General features: G+C 59.8%; 17 protein-coding genes. 16 read left to right on the top strand and 1 reads right to left on the bottom strand.

The window, feature by feature from the left end; translation table 11 throughout:
- Window positions 1–4: 4 nt before the first annotated feature.
- Entirely contained in the window at window positions 5–637 is a 633-nt protein-coding gene (locus tag JQ597_RS05825; RefSeq protein WP_212263290.1) for a response regulator transcription factor, read from the bottom strand.
- Window positions 638–2,132: 1,495 nt separating this feature from the next.
- Here JQ597_RS05825 and folE point away from each other — a divergent pair.
- From folE to JQ597_RS05905, 16 genes are all read left to right on the top strand, one after another.
- Window positions 2,133–2,759: a GTP cyclohydrolase I FolE gene (gene folE / locus JQ597_RS05830; RefSeq protein ID WP_212263291.1), complete on the top strand. Its 627-nt coding sequence runs from the start codon at window positions 2,133–2,135 to the stop codon at window positions 2,757–2,759.
- Window positions 2,760–3,004: 245 nt separating this feature from the next.
- Entirely contained in the window at window positions 3,005–3,361 is a 357-nt protein-coding gene (locus JQ597_RS05835) for a dihydroneopterin aldolase (RefSeq protein ID WP_212263292.1), read from the top strand.
- Window positions 3,358–4,125, top strand: coding sequence for an SDR family oxidoreductase (locus tag JQ597_RS05840; protein WP_212263293.1), 768 nt, complete (start codon window positions 3,358–3,360; stop codon window positions 4,123–4,125). The genes JQ597_RS05835 and JQ597_RS05840 overlap by 4 nt, the downstream gene beginning before the upstream one ends.
- 66 nt (window positions 4,126–4,191) lie before the next feature.
- The gene (locus JQ597_RS05845) at window positions 4,192–5,388 is read left to right on the top strand and encodes an MFS transporter (protein WP_212263294.1); all 1,197 of its coding nucleotides are present in this window, start codon (window positions 4,192–4,194) and stop codon (window positions 5,386–5,388) included.
- Between the two features lie 1,392 nt (window positions 5,389–6,780).
- Window positions 6,781–7,416, top strand: coding sequence for a glutathione S-transferase family protein (locus JQ597_RS05850; protein WP_249135774.1), 636 nt, complete (start codon window positions 6,781–6,783; stop codon window positions 7,414–7,416).
- Window positions 7,417–7,574: 158 nt separating this feature from the next.
- Entirely contained in the window at window positions 7,575–7,955 is a 381-nt protein-coding gene (locus JQ597_RS05855) for a hypothetical protein (protein ID WP_212263296.1), read from the top strand.
- 286 nt (window positions 7,956–8,241) lie between these two features.
- Window positions 8,242–8,661 carry a ribbon-helix-helix domain-containing protein gene (locus tag JQ597_RS05860; RefSeq protein ID WP_212263507.1) on the top strand — a complete coding sequence of 140 codons (420 nt, stop codon included), beginning with the start codon at window positions 8,242–8,244 and terminating at the stop codon, window positions 8,659–8,661.
- Between the two features lie 5 nt (window positions 8,662–8,666).
- Window positions 8,667–9,842, top strand: a complete 1,176-nt coding sequence (locus JQ597_RS05865; RefSeq protein WP_212263297.1) for an extracellular catalytic domain type 1 short-chain-length polyhydroxyalkanoate depolymerase — start codon at window positions 8,667–8,669, stop codon at window positions 9,840–9,842.
- Between the two features lie 677 nt (window positions 9,843–10,519).
- Window positions 10,520–11,686: a branched-chain amino acid ABC transporter substrate-binding protein gene (locus JQ597_RS05870; RefSeq protein WP_212263298.1), complete on the top strand. Its 1,167-nt coding sequence runs from the start codon at window positions 10,520–10,522 to the stop codon at window positions 11,684–11,686.
- 83 nt (window positions 11,687–11,769) lie between these two features.
- Entirely contained in the window at window positions 11,770–12,690 is a 921-nt protein-coding gene (locus tag JQ597_RS05875) for a branched-chain amino acid ABC transporter permease (protein ID WP_212263299.1), read from the top strand.
- On the top strand, window positions 12,690–13,895 hold the full coding sequence (locus JQ597_RS05880) for a branched-chain amino acid ABC transporter permease (protein ID WP_212263300.1): 1,206 nt from the start codon (window positions 12,690–12,692) through the stop codon (window positions 13,893–13,895). Before JQ597_RS05875 ends, JQ597_RS05880 begins: the two co-directional genes overlap by 1 nt.
- Entirely contained in the window at window positions 13,892–14,671 is a 780-nt protein-coding gene (locus JQ597_RS05885) for an ABC transporter ATP-binding protein (protein ID WP_212263301.1), read from the top strand. Before JQ597_RS05880 ends, JQ597_RS05885 begins: the two co-directional genes overlap by 4 nt.
- Window positions 14,668–15,402 carry an ABC transporter ATP-binding protein gene (locus JQ597_RS05890; RefSeq protein ID WP_212263302.1) on the top strand — a complete coding sequence of 245 codons (735 nt, stop codon included), beginning with the start codon at window positions 14,668–14,670 and terminating at the stop codon, window positions 15,400–15,402. The genes JQ597_RS05885 and JQ597_RS05890 overlap by 4 nt, the downstream gene beginning before the upstream one ends.
- A 24-nt stretch (window positions 15,403–15,426) precedes the next feature.
- Complete coding sequence (locus tag JQ597_RS05895) at window positions 15,427–16,476, top strand: phenylacetaldoxime dehydratase family protein (RefSeq protein ID WP_212263303.1); 1,050 nt, start codon at window positions 15,427–15,429, stop codon at window positions 16,474–16,476.
- A 104-nt stretch (window positions 16,477–16,580) separates the two neighbouring features.
- Window positions 16,581–17,642 carry a carbon-nitrogen hydrolase family protein gene (locus JQ597_RS05900; protein ID WP_212263304.1) on the top strand — a complete coding sequence of 354 codons (1,062 nt, stop codon included), beginning with the start codon at window positions 16,581–16,583 and terminating at the stop codon, window positions 17,640–17,642.
- Between the two features lie 241 nt (window positions 17,643–17,883).
- Window positions 17,884–18,777 (top strand): LysR family transcriptional regulator, encoded by an 894-nt coding sequence (locus JQ597_RS05905; RefSeq protein WP_212263305.1) that lies wholly within the window; start codon window positions 17,884–17,886, stop codon window positions 18,775–18,777.
- The last annotated feature ends 66 nt before the right edge of the window (window positions 18,778–18,843 follow it).

An 18,843-nucleotide genomic window follows, 5' to 3' on the forward strand; every position in this document is an offset into this window, starting at 1 on the left:
GAATTCAATATTTATTTGCAAGGATGCTGCTCTCGATCGCAAACCGAACCAGTTCGGCCGATCTGCGCATGCCGAGCTTCTGGCGCATTATCGAGGCCGTATTGGCTACCGTTTTGTATGACGAATGAACCAGCCAAGCGATCTCCGAAAGACTCTTGCCGGCGCCGAGTAGGCGCAAGATCTCGATCTCTCGTGACGTCAGCTTCGACAACGGGCTCTTCGCGAACGCGGGCCCCGCAAATGCAATGCTTCGGGCGATCGCGGGCGGCAAATAGGTTCCGCCTTTGCCCACTTCGCGGACGGCCTCGACCAGGTCGTATGGATCTCCGGTCTTGGAAATATAGCCTTTGGCGCCGGTTTCGATCGCGCGGGCGACGAAGATCGGATCGTCGTTCATGCTGAACATAATGATACGCGCTGACGCGTCGCGACTGAGGATGCGCCGTGCCAGTTCAAACCCAGATACGGTCGGCAGGTTGATATCGAGAACGCAGATTTCGGGATTCTCGTCGACAAAAGCCCGCTCGCCACTCTCGGCGTCGGAAGCCTCCAGTATGGTGGTGTCGGGGTCGTTCGCGAATAAGGCGCGGCAACCCGAAGCTACGATGCGATGATCATCAACTATCAGAACACGCATTGTTATGTCAGCCTCGAACAGCCGACGTCAGGCATTGATATTGCATCGCATCTTCACAGCGCGGACGCCATCCCGTCATTGGATATCCTATCGCTCGATTCGAGATCGAGCTGCGACAGCCGGCGCTTCAGCTGTTGATGCAATCAGAGCCTACACTTGGAACAACGCGCACAACGCATGTGCTCTCCTGGCACTGTCATTCATCCCGAAACGGTCGGACGTTGGCCATTTTCATCCGAGTTGATTTTGAACATTTCAGCATGAAGCGATTCCAATTCGATGGATGCTCGCTCCACGGCCCATCGACTGAGACGTGACCGCCCACAACGCTTGATAGCAGCACAACTCCAAACTGAACAATTATTAGATTAGATCACACTCATCTCTACCAGAGATGATTGAGAACGCCCGCGTACAAGGCCTGAAGCGGCGACGCTTCGGAGCGCCGGCTTCGCGGGCGAAATGTATGGAAAGATCAGGCTTATTAAGCAAGCGGGGGTCCGTCGTTTCGATTGGAGTGCACGAAGCAATTCCGCGCAAACCCGTCCGCTGCAATCGTCTTTGTGGGACCTATCATTGTCATGAGCGAAAGCGGCGATCACCCTCGCTCGGTCTGCCTATCGCGTCGTTCTGCCTCTTCTCTCAAACCGCGCTAAGCAGCTGCTTCTACATCGAGAAGCTTACAGCTGACGCGCGCCGCATTGGATCGGATATCGGCCAGCAGCGCTGTTGGGCATGCTGAGCAATTATTGCTTTCCGCATCGGAGCGCCGAATGAAAGCCTCGCGTAGAAATCGCTATTGGCTGCCCTCGTCCTCGGTACCCTTTGGACGGCCATTGCATTCGATATGCCCAAAGCAACGAGCCTCGTCTTCGCAGATAGTCGAACTGGTACAACTTGATTCCATTGCTCGGAAAAGGGCCTGTACGTCGTTGCCGTCCAGAATCCTTTGATGTCTGTACCAACGATCCCGGTCGTTAGTCTGCGGCGACTCGCGCAGCAAAACACTCACGACAATCTTGCGCATCCCACGAAGGATCCAGCGATCTGCGCTACCGATCGGAATCGCTTCGGCACCTCGTTCCCTCAACTACCGCTATCGACACCGCACATCTTTGCGGCAACGTTCGTGGCCGAAACAGGGAGCATGTGCGTTCGACCTGTCTACATGTTACATTTTTTGGGGGGGGAATCATGACGGAACCGTCAAGGGCAGCGGACGTTGCTGGGCCCGGCGAACTCACTCGACATGTTTGGATCGGTTGTACGACCGATACCGGCTGTGCGCAGAAAAGAGCATACTGTGCTTAACGTCATTTCCAATCATGAAGCTGGGCGCGTTGCTCTCGCCGAAATAACGCGTGCTGGCGGCCAAGACCGTCGTCGGATGTTCTAAATAGAAGGTCAGCAAAACCGCGTTCTCAGTCGATCATCGGCGGAGCTCTCGACTCAATCAGTCACGCACCGCTAACGGCAAATTCCATCCGGAGAAGAGATGACCCAATTCTATTCGGTTGCGGTTGAGAAAAGTCAATCGCAAGCATCCGTCAAGCCACTTCCTGACGCACGAGAAAGGATCGCTGAGGCGGTCCGCAGTATTCTGCTCGCGATCGGAGAGAGTCCAGATCGTGAGGGACTGCGCGACACGCCGGCTCGGGTAGCGAAAATGTATCTCGAGGTTCTTGGAGGCCTTTATGACGATCCTGGCGTGCATCTAAAGACTCAGTTCACTGCAGATCAGCATGAGCACATTGTGATCGTGCGGGACATTTCATTCTTTTCCATGTGCGAACATCACCTGCTTCCTTTTCATGGGAAAGCGCATGTAGCCTACCTTCCGGAAGGCGGACGTCTTACGGGATTGAGCAAGATCGCTCGCGTCGTGCAAACCTTGGCGCGGCGACCACAATTGCAGGAGCGCCTCAGCTCCCAGATCGCCAATACAATCTGGGACTCGCTCGCGCCGCGGGGAGTCCTCGTTCGGGTCGAAGCCGACCATATGTGCATGGCAATGCGCGGTGTGCGGTCCCCCGACAGTCGAACGATAACGGTGGTGTCCCGCGGCGTTCTAGAAGCGGATGACGGGTTACGAGCCGAGACACTCAGGCTGCTTCGTGATTGATAATGAGAGACCCCGCCATCGCTATTCGTCGAAAACAGACGCAAATGCAAGGTCGAGGGAAGCGCAGCTGGCTGGCTTGCGCTTGTCCAGCACAATCACTGCGCCGTGGCGCAACGATTGCGGCCGACAACTAGGCAATCGGGACACGAGCTCGGATTGCCTTCGCCTGACTTACGAAGGAGCCAGCGTCGTCCATCTCGCCGCCGTGCGTCGCCAGAAATGAGTTTTTCCTTGTGAGTGGGTCCATGGAAGCAAAGTATCTGGTCCATGGCTATCGGGGGCAGGCAGCTATCGGTTGCGCTGAGGAAGAGCACGGCATTCGACAGGAGGTCGTCATTCATCTGGCCGTTTTCGTAGATCCGGACGACGATATTTTCGAAGACACCAGAAGCATGCCCTACGACTACCAGATCGCATTGGATGTCTTAGATAGCGCCTTCCAGGAAGGGCACTGGATTCTGCAGGAAGCGTTAGCGAAGGCGATCGCTGATCGCATTCTGGCCCATCCCCGGGTCACCAAAGTTGAGGTTCACACGATAAAAGTACAGCGCTACCCGAACACGGAGGGAGTTGGGTTTCACCTGACCGCCAGCCGGCCGTGATCGATCCGCCAAAGGTGGCGCTCGTCACGGGCTCGAAGTCGCGCATAGGCCTTGTTATCGCGCAGCTGCTGGCGGCGCACGGATGGTCAATCATCGTTCACACGTCAACCGACGAGGGGGAGGCCCGTCGAATATCGATGCAGATTAATGACCGTCCGATGCCGATCTGGCGATCTGACCTGACGCAGCTGGATGAAGCGCTGGCATCGTTTTCGAACGATATCCTTCCAGCCTATCCCTCAGTCGCCCTCGTTCTTAATGCGAGCATTTTTCAGAATGAATCGGTGAATAGAATTGAATCGGCGATGCTGCAGCGAATGATGGCAATACATTTTGAGGCGTCAGTCCTGCTAATGCAGGCCGCTGCAACGTCAAGGGACTCGGCGGGGCAGGCAGTTGTCATTCTCGACCAGAATGTTGAGAATCTGCACGGGGACTTTGTTGCGTATTGTCTGTCGAAGACTGCGATGTATGCGGCTATTCCCCGCATTGCGCTGCTCTGGTCGCCGTATCGGGTCAACGCAGTCGCTCCCGGCCCAACCCTTCCACTTGATGTTCCGGGCCATGCCGCCGCGTTCCACAAGGCGGTCCGTCGAACTCCGCTACGTCGCCCCGTAGCGCCAGCAGATGTTGCAAAAGCCGTCCTGTTTCTCCTGGAGGCTGACGCTGTCACTGGCCAAACCATTTTTGTCGATTCTGGCCAGCGACTGAAGCAGTGGCGTGAACCCTTCGCCGTCGGTGTGAGAGGCGACGGTCAAGCGTGAGCGGATCAGGTGGCCGGTGCGGAGCCCGGAATGTTGCAATGCGGATTGCCAAAAGGTGAACCTCCGATGAGGCTGATGCGCGACCCGTCCGCCGCCGTCCTGCTTCTAATCGGCGCTTCGCCAATCACCACATCCGTTGCAGTGTTGCCGATTCTACCAAACACTGTGGTCTGGTTTTCGGACTGGCCCGGCCCCGAATTAATTGCGCAGATCTACTTCGTTATACCGACGTTGATGACGGCCTTGATGGCCCTCATGCTCCGAGGGCGCCTGGCTCAAATTGACCAACGAAGACTTTTGGCCGTCGGTATTGCTGGCTTCGCTGCGTTTGGCGTCGGCAGTGGCTTCGTCAGCAGCGGCGAGGGTGCCATGCTGACCAGGGCAGGTGTGGGTGCGTCGGCGGCGCTCATCATCATGCCGTTCAACGTTCTTGCCAGTCGCGGGTTTGATGGTCCAACTTCAACGTGGCTCCTGACTTACCAGAGCCCGGCCACCAGCTGTTATGGCCTGCTTGTTACAGCGGCGACCACATGGCTTGCAGCTATCAACTGGCGATATGTTCACTTCTCATTTTCCCTTCCGTTGCTGTTGCTCGGCATGTTCGTACTCACGAGGTTTCTGACCTCGGCGCATCGTTTGCAGCGACCAATCGCGCCGTACTATGAAGGCGCGTCGACCCTGGATCGGCCGAGGCTGATCTGGCTTGTCGCCGTACACATGTTGGCTCAGATTCTCGTCTTTTTGCAGATCGGGGAAATAGCTCTGACCGTTGGCCTGATCGAGATCAGGAGCGCTGCAGCGATGACGTTCTATCTGGGTGGTCAGCTATTCGGCGCTGTCATCTATCGTGTCTTTGCTTCGTGGATCGGCAGTGTCAGTTCACATATCCGCGTTGCATTGATCGCATCCTTCGTTAGTACGGTTGGTCTCTCGGAGTCCGAAGGAACAGCATCTGTTTTGCCATGCCTCGTACTTGCGGGTCTGTCGTTCAGCCACATCATGCCCGCTGTCTTCGAAATGATGCGAGAATCGTTCCACGGCTGCATCCAGGAGCGGATGATCGGGAGCGTGATAGCCGCTTCCTTCTTCGGCCAGTTTGCTGCGCCGTTCGTCCCGTACTGCGCGTCTTTGCTGCTAGGATTTTCCGTGTCTCCGGCTACTGCGGCAGCAGCCGCCTCAACGTTGTTGCTGCCAACAGGGTGCCGAGTCAGTCATTGCCGGGATCGCACGATCGTTGCTCCGCGGAATGCATGCGTCCCGTGAGCTCAACCATCAGATCTCGGCGGAACGGTCTTGCGACTCACAGCCCCCGAGTTATGGCTTTCAGTGTGGCCGCCGCCCGTGTCGAGCAATCAAGCCTCCGGAAGATGCTCTCGACGTGGGTCCTTGCCGTGCTAGGGCTCAAGGCCAGCTTCCGCGCCACCTGGCGCCACGTCCTCAGAGGGAAAGCGCGTCTCAGACCTCTCGTCGGACTGCGGCTCGGAGCCTCCGCCGAGCGAACGCTTCGCAAAACGCGGGTCGGTGCGATCAGAAAAGCTGGACTCCGCCTCGTTCGGTCTGGTCCCTCGGGGTCGAAGGCGCCTCGGGACGGCCGTTGGGCCGGTCGGTGGACACCCGAGCTCTCCCTTGGAAGAGGAACTGCCGCCACGGGCGACGACCTGGATTCCAATATCGAGGAGGACCGCGTTCCTGGCGGATCAGCTGACGACGAGTGATATTATTGCGGTACTCGCGCATGAAATTACGATGCGCATGCGGGCGACAGAGTCACAGCCCTTAATAGATCCCCAAAAGGACCTGGCCGGCTGCACAGCTTCACCAGCTCAGATGGTTTGGATCGATCCACGGCTTGATTACGTTTGCGGTTGACGTTCTTGCTCGTCGTTTTGGATTTGGTCCGTTGGGAATCTTTGAACGAAGATGAAAAAGCACTGGGATCCCGCCAGTGTCGGCTTATGATGTTGGTTTCCGCCGGCGGGCTAGGCGGAGTGACGACAGGTGCGGTTGGCTCGATTGACTGCAAGACAGCTTGAGGCGGGGTTTCCTGACGCACGTAGTTGAACTCAAGCCGATCGGCCTTGCTGAGCGTATCATTGAGCGTTAGCAATACCAACCGTCGACTCGTCTGCCGATATCTCTGTGGCTCTAGGGCCGGCGGGCGTCCTAAGCGCCTTGCCGGCAGCCAAGGCGCTTACCAGCGCTAGACATACAATCGCAAGCCAGACCGTCCTGATCATCTTCTGCCCTAGACCGGTATCACCGGTGTAGCCTCAATATAGATTTTGGCCGTTAAAGGGCGGGAGACACTCAATGATCAGGATTACATCATCATCAGGCAGTGCTTCACGTTGCGAAAGCTACGTGAAGCGCTGACACCAACAACACTGCGAAGCACTATCCATGAGCAAGAGCGTCAAATTCTGACGATTGCGGTTACCGTTCGGTTACTGGTCGTGTGTCACGCACCGCGATTCGATGGCGAGAATTGTCGGATCTGATTGATTGCGCTGCAGCTTCTACGTGAATGTTCGTCACGCGTCGCAGCGCCGCCCAGGCGTTAGGCGGGCACGCCATCCCCGCCGAGTGAACAACCCCAACGGCGCGCCTTGACCGGCGCGCCGCCATTGCCCCACTATCCATCCAGTGGAGTTCATGATGTTGAAATTGCTCAGCGCGACCCCCAGTCCTTATGCACGCAAGGTGCGCATTGCGCTCGCTGAAAAAGGCCTGCCGTTCGAACTCATCACGGAAGTGCCCTGGGACAGCACGACCTCGACCCCGAAATACAATCCGCTGGAAAAACTGCCGGTCCTGATTCTGGAAGACGGTTCCAGCGTCTATGAGTCCAATTTCATCCTGCAATATCTCGAATGGAAATATCCGGAGACGCCGTTGCTGCCGGTGGATGTCGACGGCAAGATCGCGGCGCGGCGGCTGGAAGTGCTGTGTGACGGTATCTGTGACGCCTTCGTGCTGATGTTCTTCGAACGCCAGCGTTCGGAAGCGGCAAAAAGCCCGGAGTGGATGGCCCGCCAGCGCCGCAAGATCGACGGCGGCATGCGCGAGATGGCGCGTCTGGTCGGGGACCGCACCTTTGCGGTGGGGCGCGAATTCAGCCTCGGCGATATCGCCGTTGGTACCGTGATCGGCTACCTCGCGGTGCGCTGGCCGGACTACGACTGGCAGAGCCAGTATCCGAACCTCGCCGCCTTCAGTGCACGCGTCGAGCAGCGGCCGTCTTTCAAGGGCAGCGTCCCGGTGCCCCAGAAGATTTCCGACAAGGTAATGTAGATCAACAAACGAAACAGGAAAGTTCCATTCGTGTTGCGAATTTGACGCTCACGGGGAAAATCTGAGAAGTCGGGTTGCTTTTTGATCGCACCAGATAGACCGAAATTGATCCTGCCATTAGCTTCACCACTGTTTTCAGTCGCGGTGGCGGGCGTGGCGTGAGTTTTCAGATCACAGTCTTGAAAGTTTTGGCGGGACACCCTGAAGGGCGTGCATCGCTTGCGGACCTCAAGCGCTACGTTGCGGTTCTGACTTGTAGCGGCGCAGATTGGTCTCAAAGGATGAAGCGGCTGGCGGCACGCGCGCCTGAATTGGACATTTTCTCCAGCGGCTACGTGCTGCGAGAGCCCAGCGGGTGGCAGATCACGCAGAAGGGCCGTGAGTTTTTAATCTTGATTGAAGCGCCGTCGGCCGAACCGGCGCTCACGCCGGTCGCTCTTCCCCCGCCGGTCGTTTCCGACCCGACCGACCTTCCGCCTAATGTCGTTCAGATGATGGGTCATAGGGTTCAACGCCGGCGCGGGCTCGCGGCTGCCTGATATTGGGACCAATCAAGTCGTCCCCTCGCACTTGGTCTTTCAAAGCGTGGTCCGTTTAGAAAAGCGGACAACCGCTTATGGCTCGCAAGGCGGACTTCGCCAATCTGCCGATTGAGTGCAGACAGCCGACCTAAGAGCCTCAAATGCGGCCGTCACCGCAATGCACCCAAACCATTCACCTATGGTCGACGGCGACGACGGACGATCATTTAGCCGGCGCGCCCTTGAATACCGCGCCCGGGCCATCCATATACCATCCATGCAGATGGTTTACGGATGGTATAACATGCCCTCTAATGTCAACGAACTTCGACCAAAGGCCGCTGAGACGGAGAAAATCACGGTCAATCTCGGCTATGTCGATCTTGGACATGTGGATTTAATGGTGCAGGAAGGTTTCTATTCGAACCGCACTGATTTTATTCGAACGGCAATCCGCAACCAACTCGAACGCCACGCCGACGTGGTCAAGCAGTCAACGGTCCGCAAAGGGCTGGACTTGGGTTTGAGAAATTATAGCCGAGCGGATCTCGAAGCGGCGCGGCGGGCCGGTGAGATGTTGCACATCAATGTTCTGGGCCTTGCCAGCATAGCCCAAGACGTCACGGCCGATCTCGCCCGCGCCACGATCGGCTCAGTCTCAGTGCTGGGAGCTTTGCACGCCAGTCCGACGGTCAAGGCTGCTCTGGCCGACAGAACGAGGTAAACCCGATGCTGAACCAGGACACCATTCGCGAAGCCACCCGGCTGACGCATGCGGGCCAACTTGCCGAAGCCACCGCGCTCCTTCAGCGCATGCTTCGCGGGGAGCGCGCGCCGGACGTGACACCGCGCACCCCCGGGCGCGCCGCGCTGCCGGGCCGCGAGCCCCTTACCATCGACGTGAAGGCCAATGACGTGGAGGTCGGTAGCGCGCACCGGGCGCCGACACCTCGCAGACTCCAGCCGTTATTCGATCGAACGAAGGATGGTTCTTGGCTCGGAATGCGAGGCGTGAAGCGCACTCCCCCGTCGCCATCGGAAATCGTGCCGGAAGGTAGGAAGTTCACCGAAGCAGCTTACAGCAATCCGGCGGGAAGCCGAGTTTACAAGCTTTTCGTCCCCAGCGGCTACAAGGGCCAGCCGCGTCCCTTGGTCGTAATGCTTCACGGCTGCACCCAGTCGCCGGATGATTTCGCCGCCGGTACGAGAATGAACTTCGTCGCAGAAGAACAAACGTGCTTCGTGGTTTATCCTACCCAGAGCAGCGACGCTAACCAGTCGAAATGCTGGAACTGGTTTCGCACAGCCGACCAGCAACGAGCCGTAGGCGAGCCCTCGCTAATCGCAGGCATCACCCGCCAGGTCATGCGCGATTATTCGATTGATCCAAAACGGGTCTATGTCGCCGGGCTCTCTGCCGGGGCGGCCGCTGCCGCTATCATGGGGGCAACCTACAGTGATCTGTATGCGGCTGTCGGGATCCATTCCGGCCTCGCCTGCGGGGCCGCTACTGACGTGCCTTCCGCATTTGCTGCCATGCGACAAGGCGGCGTGGCGGGTCGCAGGGTCATTTCCGGTAATGGGCCGCCTGTGCCGACAATTATTTTTCACGGTGACCGCGACACCACCGTGCATCCAAACAATGGCGGTCAAGTTCTTGAACAGGCCATCGGTACAACGCGCACGCAAGAAACGGTGCATCGCGGGCAGATACCTGGAGGCCATGAATACACCCGCACGACCCATACCTATGCCGGCGGACACGAAATCCTGGAGCATTGGAATATCCACGGCGGCGCCCACGCTTGGTCGGGCGGTAGCCCTGCGGGCTCCTACACCGATCCGCAGGGACCGGACGCAACGAGGGAAATGTTGCGTTTTTTCCTCGGCCATTCGCTTCCCTAACAACCAGCGGCGGGCGACCTTTCGGCAATTGATATAGAGATGAACTCATGTGACGCATTGAGGCCAGCTCAAGCCGGCGGTCAATCGGTATTGAGTTGACTGAAAAAAATAGGCGGTCCAGAGGACCGCTTCTGGCGCAAAGCGGGCGTTGTCGCCCCATGCTAGATTTGGCGATCTTCGGCTCCCTGGATCTAGCTCAAACTTCCTCATGACGTGAGTTAGGAGGCGGCATGTGCACGATGTGTGCAACCCGGGAGCTCACAATAAATCTAGCCACAAGCAACGTGAGCAGGATTGAAATGAGTTCGGCTTGAAGATTGGCGATGGATCAATCATTTCGAGAGGGTGATGAGATTGGATCGCGCCGTGAAATTGAATTGTAAATACATACTAGATATCAAACCAAGTGGCCGGTTCGAATGCCACTTGCGCGGAGCCTGAGGCACTTAGCGAATCCCCTCGTTGGTATGGCGGTGGGCGAGTTCGGATGCACGGATTTGCCCGGCGACACGGTGCTTTAGCCCAAAGTGACGGCAGCTTGCGGCAGAAAGTGGCAGTGCAGGGCGCAAACTTCATCGGGCTTGCCGCTCGGCGCACGTCGTTCTGCAAAAATGTGCACTGTCCACACCCGAAAGGGCCGCTCTACACTTCTCCCGACACAGAGGAGTGGGGTGGTCATGAATCCAAAATCCAGTTTGTTGCTGTTGCTGAGCGGAACGCTGGCTCTGGCCGCGCCGTTCCCTTCCGCGGTACTTGCCAAGGATACCGTGAAACTCGCATTCATCGGCCCGCTGTCAGGCGGCAATTCCGCGCCGGGCCTCGGCGGCCGCAACTCCGCGCAGCTGGCGGTTCAGCTGCGTAATGCCGATCCGGCGGCGAAATACAGCTATGAACTCGTGACGTTTGACGATGAGTGCAAGCCAAATGTCGGCATTCAGGTCGCAACCAAGGCGGCTTCCGACAACTCCATCATCGCCGGCATTACGCATTACTGCTCCGCCGTCGGCATCGCCACGGTCGACACCTATTCGCGCTTCGGCCTGCCTGTGGTGGTGTGGGGTGCGATCCTGCCCGAGATCACCTACGGCAACGATTACCGCGAAATCCATCGCGTCAACGGCACCATGATCAACGAGGGCAAGCTGGCTGCGGATTTCCTCACCAAGCAGGGTTACAAGAAGTTTGTCGTCGTCCATGACACCACGGATTACGGCAAGGGCCAGAACAAGTATTTCACTGAATATCTCAAGCCGACCGGCGGCGAGATCGTTGCGACATTCCCGGTCAGCCCCGACCAGCAGGACTTCACGGCGGAACTCACCAGGATCAAGGAGCTGAAGCCTGACCTCATTCTGATCGGCGGATTGACGCCGCTCGGCGTCCGCCTGCGCGCGCAGATGGATCGCGTCGGCGTCGCCGCCCAGCTTGCCGGTGTTTCCGGCATCATGACGGCTGGTTTCCTCGAAGGCGCAGGTAGCGCCGGCGAGGGCACGATCTCGTTCCACAACGGCGCGCCGATCAGTAAATATCCGCAAGGCCAGGCCTTTCTCGAGGCCTACGCCAAGGCCGGCTTCCGCGAGGACCCCGACGCCTACGGCCCGTTCGCCTATTCCGCCACCAACCTGGTGATGGATGCGATCGAAAAGACCGGTCCCGATCGCAAGAAGATGAAGGAAGTACTCAACGTCACCAAGGGTTACAAGGCACTGGTCGGCGAGATCAACTTCGACGATCACCGCCAGAACATCGTCAACGCCAATGTCTACGTGGCCCAGGACGGCAAGTGGGTCTATTGGCCGGACAGCGACTATGCCGCCGGCAAGAAGAAGCTCGCCAGGAACTAGCCGAGCACCAGCTTGATTGCGGCGAGCTTCGGCTCGCCGCTCCCACCGCATCGACAAATCTTCCTTACAATCAGGACTCCGCGATGGACGTCGGCATCCTTGCCCAGCAGCTTTTCAACGGCCTGATGCTGGGCGTGATCTACGCGATGATCGCGGTCGGCTTCTCGCTGTTCTTCGGCGTGCTCGACGTCATCAAGTTCTCGCACGGCGATGTCGTGACCGTCGGCGCATTCTCCAGCCTCGGTGCGGCCGGGCTTGCGGGAGGGCTGGTTGCGCTGCCGCCGGTGCTGGCGCTGGCCTCGGGAATAGCCGCGGCCGTGACCATCGGTGCGTTGGCCGGGGTGATCATCGGCCGCGTTCTGGTGCTGCCGCTGCGCCATGCACCCGGTGTCAATGTGCTGCTCGCCACCTTGATGGCGGGCACCGTGCTGCGCGAAGCCATCCGGCTCGGCGTGCCCAACGGCGGCAATCCAAAGCCGTTTCCGGCGCTGCTGCCGGGCGGCGTCATCAAAGCCGGTTCGTTCAGTGTCGGCGTCGACAGCGTGATGATCCTCGCCGCCGGCCTGCTGCTGGTGCTGGGCACGCATCTTCTGATCACCCGCACGCGATTTGGGCTGGCCATTCGCGCGGTGGCGCAGGACGGCGAGGTAGCAAGGCTGTCGGGGATCGATTTCCAGACGGTGGTTCTGGGAACGTTTGCGCTGGGCTCCGCGCTCGCGGCGTTCGCCGGCTGCATGCTCGGGCTCTACTACCGCGAGATCAACTTCAACATGGGCGTCCTGCTCGGCATCATCGGTTTCGCTTCGGCCGTCGTCGGCGGGCTCGGCAGCATGCTCGGGCCGATCATCGGCGGCTTCCTGTTTGCCGGCGTACAGACCCTGGTCGTGGTCGCGCTGCCGGTTTCCAGCGCATACAAGGACGTCATCGCGTTCGCGGCAATCATCATCCTGATTGCGATCTTCCCAACCGGCCTGATCGCCGAGCGCCGCAGCGAGCGGGTGTGATGAGTAGCATTCCTTCCCCGATTCCCGTATTATCGCCGCTTCGGATGCAGCGTCATCCGCGGGCCGTGGTCGTGCTCACGGTAGCGTTGCTGTTTGCAGGCGGCGGCCTGATGATGCACGCGGAATCACAGATTCAGGTGCTCGGCCTGCTCGCGGCCTTTCTGGTGATGTTCGCGATCGCCGATCGCACGCCGCTCGGTCAGGATATCTCGGCGATCTGCGGCGACTACAGCGGATTCGCCAACGGCGTCGCTTTCGTCTGCGCGCTGGGCCTGATCGTCGTCTTTCGCGGCGAGCATTACACGCTGTTGATGCTGGCGACCGTGGCGCTGTTTTCCACGGCCTGCATCGCGCTGAATCTTCAGCTGGCATTCGCCGGAATTGCCAACTTCGCCGGTGCGGCGTTCTTTGTGCTCGGTTCGTACACGGCTGCCGTCATGACGGCGTATGCCGGGATTCCGCATCTGCTGATTCTCGTTGTCAGCGGCATTGTGACCGGCGCGATCGGGGTCATTTTGTTACTGCCGGTGCTGAGGACCCGCGGGCACTATGCCGCCCTTGTGACCATCGCATTCGGCCTGCTGCTGCGTAGCCTGCTGGAGGTGAACGACACGCTGGGCGGCCCGCAGGGCATGAAGATCAAGGGTTTTTCGATCCTCGGCCTCGACTTCAACCGGGTGTCGTCGATCGGTCCATGGGACGTGTCATTCTATCTGCCCTACGCCGTACTTTCGATCTGCATCTTCGCCGTGGCCTTCACGCTGATCCGCCGCATCGAGCGGTCCTGGATCGGGATCGCGCTCGACGCCGTGCGCAGCGATGAGACCGCGGCCTCGGTGTTCGGCCTGTCGATTGCCCGCTGGAAGGTGGTCGCGTTCCTGATCGGCAACGCCGTGATCGGGGTTGCCGGGGCGGTTTACGGCATGATGAACGGGTTCGTGACGCCGAACGGGTCCGGGCTCGGCGACTCCCTGTTGATGCTGTCGATCATCGTGCTCGGCGGTCTCGGCAATTTCTGGGGTGCCGTGGTCGCCGCCATGGTGATCCTCGTCATCCCCGAAAAGCTGCAGGCCATTCAGGAATTCCGGCTGCTGATCTTCGCGTTGCTGGTGCTGGCCATCCTGCTGTTCCGCCCGTCGGGCATCTTGCCGCGCCCGATCCGCGATCTGTCGCGTTTCATCGGGCGGCCGGGAGCGGGCGCATGAACGCTCCCTTGCTGGCCTGCGGCGGCCTCACGATGCGCTTCGACGGTCTCGTCGCACTTGATGGTCTCGATATCGAGGTCGGCAAGGGCGAAACGGTCGGGCTGGTCGGCCCCAACGGATCGGGCAAGACCACGTTCTTCAACGTGGTGACCGGGCTCTACAAGCCGTCGGCCGGATCGGTGCGCCTCGACGCGCGCGATCTGTTCGCCAAGCCGCCACAAATGATCGGCAGGGCAGGCGTCGCCAGAACCTTTCAGCGTTCGAGGCTGATGTTGGACCAGAGCGTGTTCGACAATATCGTGGTCGGCGCCTTGTGCAGGCTCGATCTCGGGCTGTTTAGCAACCTGTTTCGCCGCCGACGCTGGTGCGACGAGCTCGGCGGAATGGTCGATCGCGCCCGCGCGCTGGCGCATCGCTTCAACCCCGTCATTGCCGACCGGCTGTTTCAGCCTGCCGGTTCGTTCACGATGATCGACCGCCGGCGGATCGAAATCTGCCGTGCGCTGATCGGGGCGCCGAGGCTGCTGTTGCTGGATGAACCGTCGGCGGGCATGACGCATGACGAGACGCGCCAGTTGATGGACGATCTGCTGGCGTTTCGTCAGGAGATGCCCGATCTGGCGGTGATCCTGGTTGAGCACGAAATGGATGTGATCCGCCGCGTCTCCGACCGCTGCGTCGTGCTGAATTTCGGCCGCAAGATCTTCGAAGGCACCTTCGATGCGCTGATCGCCAATCCCGATGTCCAGACCGCCTATCTGGGAGTGAGCCAATGATCGCCGGCGGCACGGCAACGCGCAAACTCTCGGCACTCGGCATTACCGCCGGTTACGATCGCGCCGATGTGCTGAAGGGAGTCACGGTCGAGGTCAAGCCGGGCACGGTGACCTGTATCCTCGGCGCCAATGGCGCCGGAAAGAGCACGCTGATCCGCACCATTCTCGGCCTCAACCGCGTGCGCAAGGGCGAGGTGTTTTTCGGCAACGATTCGATCGCGAATATGCCGACACACAAGATCGCCGCGCTTGGTATCGCCACGGTGCCCGAAGGCAACCGCGTCCTGCCGCGGATGACGGTGCTGGACAATCTGAAGGTCGGCGGTCTCCTGATGCGCGATTCCAGGCGTGTGGCTGCGCGCATGGAAGAACTGTTCGAGACATTTCCGCGGCTGCGGGAGCGGCGAGGTCAGTTGGCCGGCACGCTCTCCGGCGGCGAGCGCTCGATGCTGTCGATTGCGCGCGGGCTGATGACCGATCCCGAACTGGTGGTATTCGACGAGCCGTCACTTGGATTGTCGCCGCTGTTCGTTTCCGAGGTATTCGGAATTGTGCGGCGGCTGAAGACGGCCGGATTGTCGATCCTGCTGGTCGAACAGAATGTGCGCCAGACGCTCGACGTCGCCGACTACGGCTATGTGCTGGTGCAGGGCCAGGTCGTGGCGGAGGGCGATGCGGAATCGCTGAAGCAGAATGCCGAACTGCACAAGGCGTATTTCGGCGTTCACTAACAAAGAAAAGTAGGGGAGAACAAAATGGGACTTCAGGTTTTCGATCGCGTCAATCCGCTGCGCAAGCCCAAGGGCTTTGAACCCGTGGTGCAGCGCTGGTCCGCCGGCTTCGCCAACAAGTGCGAGACGCTGTGCGTGGCGTTCCACGGCATTCAGGGGCGCGATGCCGAGAGCGTCTACGCGTCGCCGTTCTTCCCCTGGATCGAGACGGCGATCGGCCTTCCGAGCGGACCGACGGTGCATGACCATGCCTGGTTTATCGACCAGAACGGTCTCTATACCCACATCGTCGCAACCTACTGGGTTGATCAGGGGCGCCGCGATGACTGGCTCGCCAATCCGCACCTGACGGCCTGGTGGACCGACGCCGCGCGTCTCGCCGAGCCGAATGGATATTTCCGTGAAAGCCTCACCGTGCCGGTGGAGCGGCAGGAGACGCTGTATTGGAAAGACTATCCGGCCGCGCTCAGCCGATCGCCTGAGGTGGCGGTCTATCCGACGCCCTATTGCGGCTATTACGGCGCCATGCGGGACCGGATTCCGCTGGCTGCCGTGGATGCGCTGGCGCCTGTGATGAAAGATTTGCCGGCGGCGGTCGCCCGCGATACCCGGTCGGCACGCTGGCGCATCATCACGCCATTGAATTTCACCGTCATCCGCTCCGCCGCGTTCTGGGGTCGCTGCGACCCGGCGCAGACCGAGGATTACATGCGCGATCTGCGCGCACCGCTGGAACGCGGCATGGCTTACTTGAAGGAAAGTCCCGAGGCCACCGGCTGCTGCTCGCTCCGCTTTCAGCAGACCTGCGATGCCGAAGGTCAGCCGGAACTCGAGACCCACGCACTCGGTTACTTTCTGTCCCTGGAACACATGGAGAATTGGGCCGAGCGCCATGCCTCGCATGAGGCGATCTTCACGGCCGCGATCGCGCGTTATCGTAAGTTCGGCAAGGCCAATCAGCTCCGCACCTGGCACGAGGTGTTCGTGCTGCCGGAGCAAGGCCAGATCTTCGAATACGTCAATTGTGCGCCGGGCACCGGGTTGTCGGGTTATTTTGCGGGCGAACGCTTGTGATCGCGCCGCGCCAGACGCCTGCAGGATGCCGTGCGGCCATGTGCCGGGCGGGCCGGAAACGGCGCGCTGATGTCCGGCTGCAATCATAAGAAGGGTTTGTGATAATGACGTCATCCGTAAAGGTTGCTGCCGTCCACGCAGCACCGGTATTTCTCGATCGCGCGGCGACAACGGCGAAGGCGATCTCGATCATCCGCGAGGCGGCCCGCGGCGGCGCGCAGCTGGTCGCGTTTCCCGAGACCTATATTCCGGCATTTCCGGTCTGGGCGGCGCTGTGGGCGCCGATCGAGAACCACGATCTGTTCGTGCTGATGGCCGAGCAGTCCGTCGCTATCACAGGGCCTGAAATCGCGGCGCTGCGGCGTGAAGCGAAGTCCCTCGGCGTCACCATCTCGATGGGCATCAGCGAGAGCTCGCCGACCAGTGTCGGACTGATCTGGAACAGCAATGTCCTGATCGGCCCTGATGGCGCCATCCTCAACCATCACCGCAAGCTGGTGCCGACCTTCTACGAGAAGCTGATCTGGGCCGCGGGCGATGGTGCCGGACTCCGCGTCGTCGACACGCCGGTCGGCCGCGTCGGCAACCTGATCTGCGGCGAGAACACCAATCCGCTGGCGCGCTATGCCCTGATGGCGCAGGCCGAGCAGATCCACATCTCGAGCTGGCCGCCGATGTGGCCAACGCGGCGGCCGAGTGCGGGCGGAAATTTCAACAATGTCGCTGCCAACCGTATCCGCGCCAGTGCACATTCGTTCGAGGCGAAGGCGTTCGGCATCATCACCGCTGGCTTCATGGATGCGGCGATGCGCGATTTCCTGATCGCGCGCGATCCATCGGTCATCGACGTGATCGATCGCACGCAGCGGGCGGCGAGCTTCTTCGTTGATCCCACAGGGGAGGTGTTCGGAGACACCCTGCAGGATCAGGAAGGCATCGCCTATGCGGAATGCGACCTGCAGCGTTGTGTCGAGCCAAAACAGTTCCACGACGTAGTTGGCTATTACAACCGCTTCGATGTCTTCGATCTCAAGGTCAATCGCAAGCGGCTGATCTCGGCGACGTTCATCGATGCTGTTACGACCGATATCGCGCCCGAGCTGGCCGAGCAGGGCGCGACGGCTGAGGCCATCGCATTCCATAACGGCGGCAGTCTGGATTCTTGATCCTACAGGAAGGCAATTCAGGCCGAGAGAAGACGCGCCATGATCTGCGGATCGACCTGGAGTAGGTCATCGGCGGCCGTTACGCCGGTCCGGGGGCGACAGGTATCCAGCTCGCGCCGCCATCGGCGCGATGCACAACTGCGTCATCGTCGGACTGGCGTTCGGAGCGCCAATCTCGCAAGATGGACCACGCAAGTCCATTGCTTGCCAAGTCGGTTGCTCAGGCCTGTTAGGACTATCCGTGTTCGATTGGAACGATCTGGTCTATTTTCTGGAACTGGCACGCCAAGGTCGCCTCATGCCAGCCGCTCGGCGGCTGAAAGTCGATCACACCACTGTCAGCCGGCGTATCGCCGAGCTGGAGAAGAGCCTCTCGGTCAAGCTGTTTGATCGCAAGCCGGACGGCTTCGTCCTTACCGAACATGGCCATCGCCTGTTCTCGATCGCCGAACGAATCGAACAGGAAGCTTCTTCCGTTCAACAGGCCTTGGGCTCGGACGCGAGCACCGCCACGGGGCGGGTGCGCGTCGCAACCATGGAGGGGATCGCCGCCTTTTTTTTGGCGGAACGCTTTACGGAATTGGTGGTGCGGAGCCCGGGTATAACAGTGGAGCTTGTGACGGAGCGGCACCTGATCAGCCTGACCAAACGCGAGGCGGACATCTTTATCAGTTTCGTGCATCCGGACGGGCAGCGGCTCGTTGTCAAGAAGGTCGGATCGTTTCGTCTCGCCTTGTATGCGAGCCAGGCCTATCTCGCCCTTCGCGGGATGCCGGCCAGTCGGGCCGACCTCGCGTCTCATACCTTCATCGACTATGTTGAGGACCTCATCGCTATCCAGCCGGTGCATTGGCTGCTGGACGTACTTGATCCGACGAACGTCGCCTTCAGATCCTCGAGCATGCACGCGCAGCAGAACGCCGTGGCGGCGGGCGCAGGCATCGCATTGCTACCCCTGTTCTCCGCCAAGTCGAACCCGACGCTCGTTCCCGTCCTCCCCGATGAGGTCAAGGTCTATCGCGACGTTTTCCTGTCGGTACACCAGGACATCGAATTCATGGCGCGGGTTCGTTCAGTGAGCCGTCATATCGTCCACATCTTCGATCGCGACAAGACCTACCTGAACGAATTCTAAGCCACGGCCTCATCGCCCTTCACTGCTTCGACAAGGAAATGAACAAACCGGCTTGTTCGCAAGAAA

Origin of the sequence: Bradyrhizobium sp. AUGA SZCCT0177, from assembly GCF_018130125.1 — a bacterium.
Classification (GTDB): Bacteria; Pseudomonadota; Alphaproteobacteria; order Rhizobiales; family Xanthobacteraceae; genus Bradyrhizobium.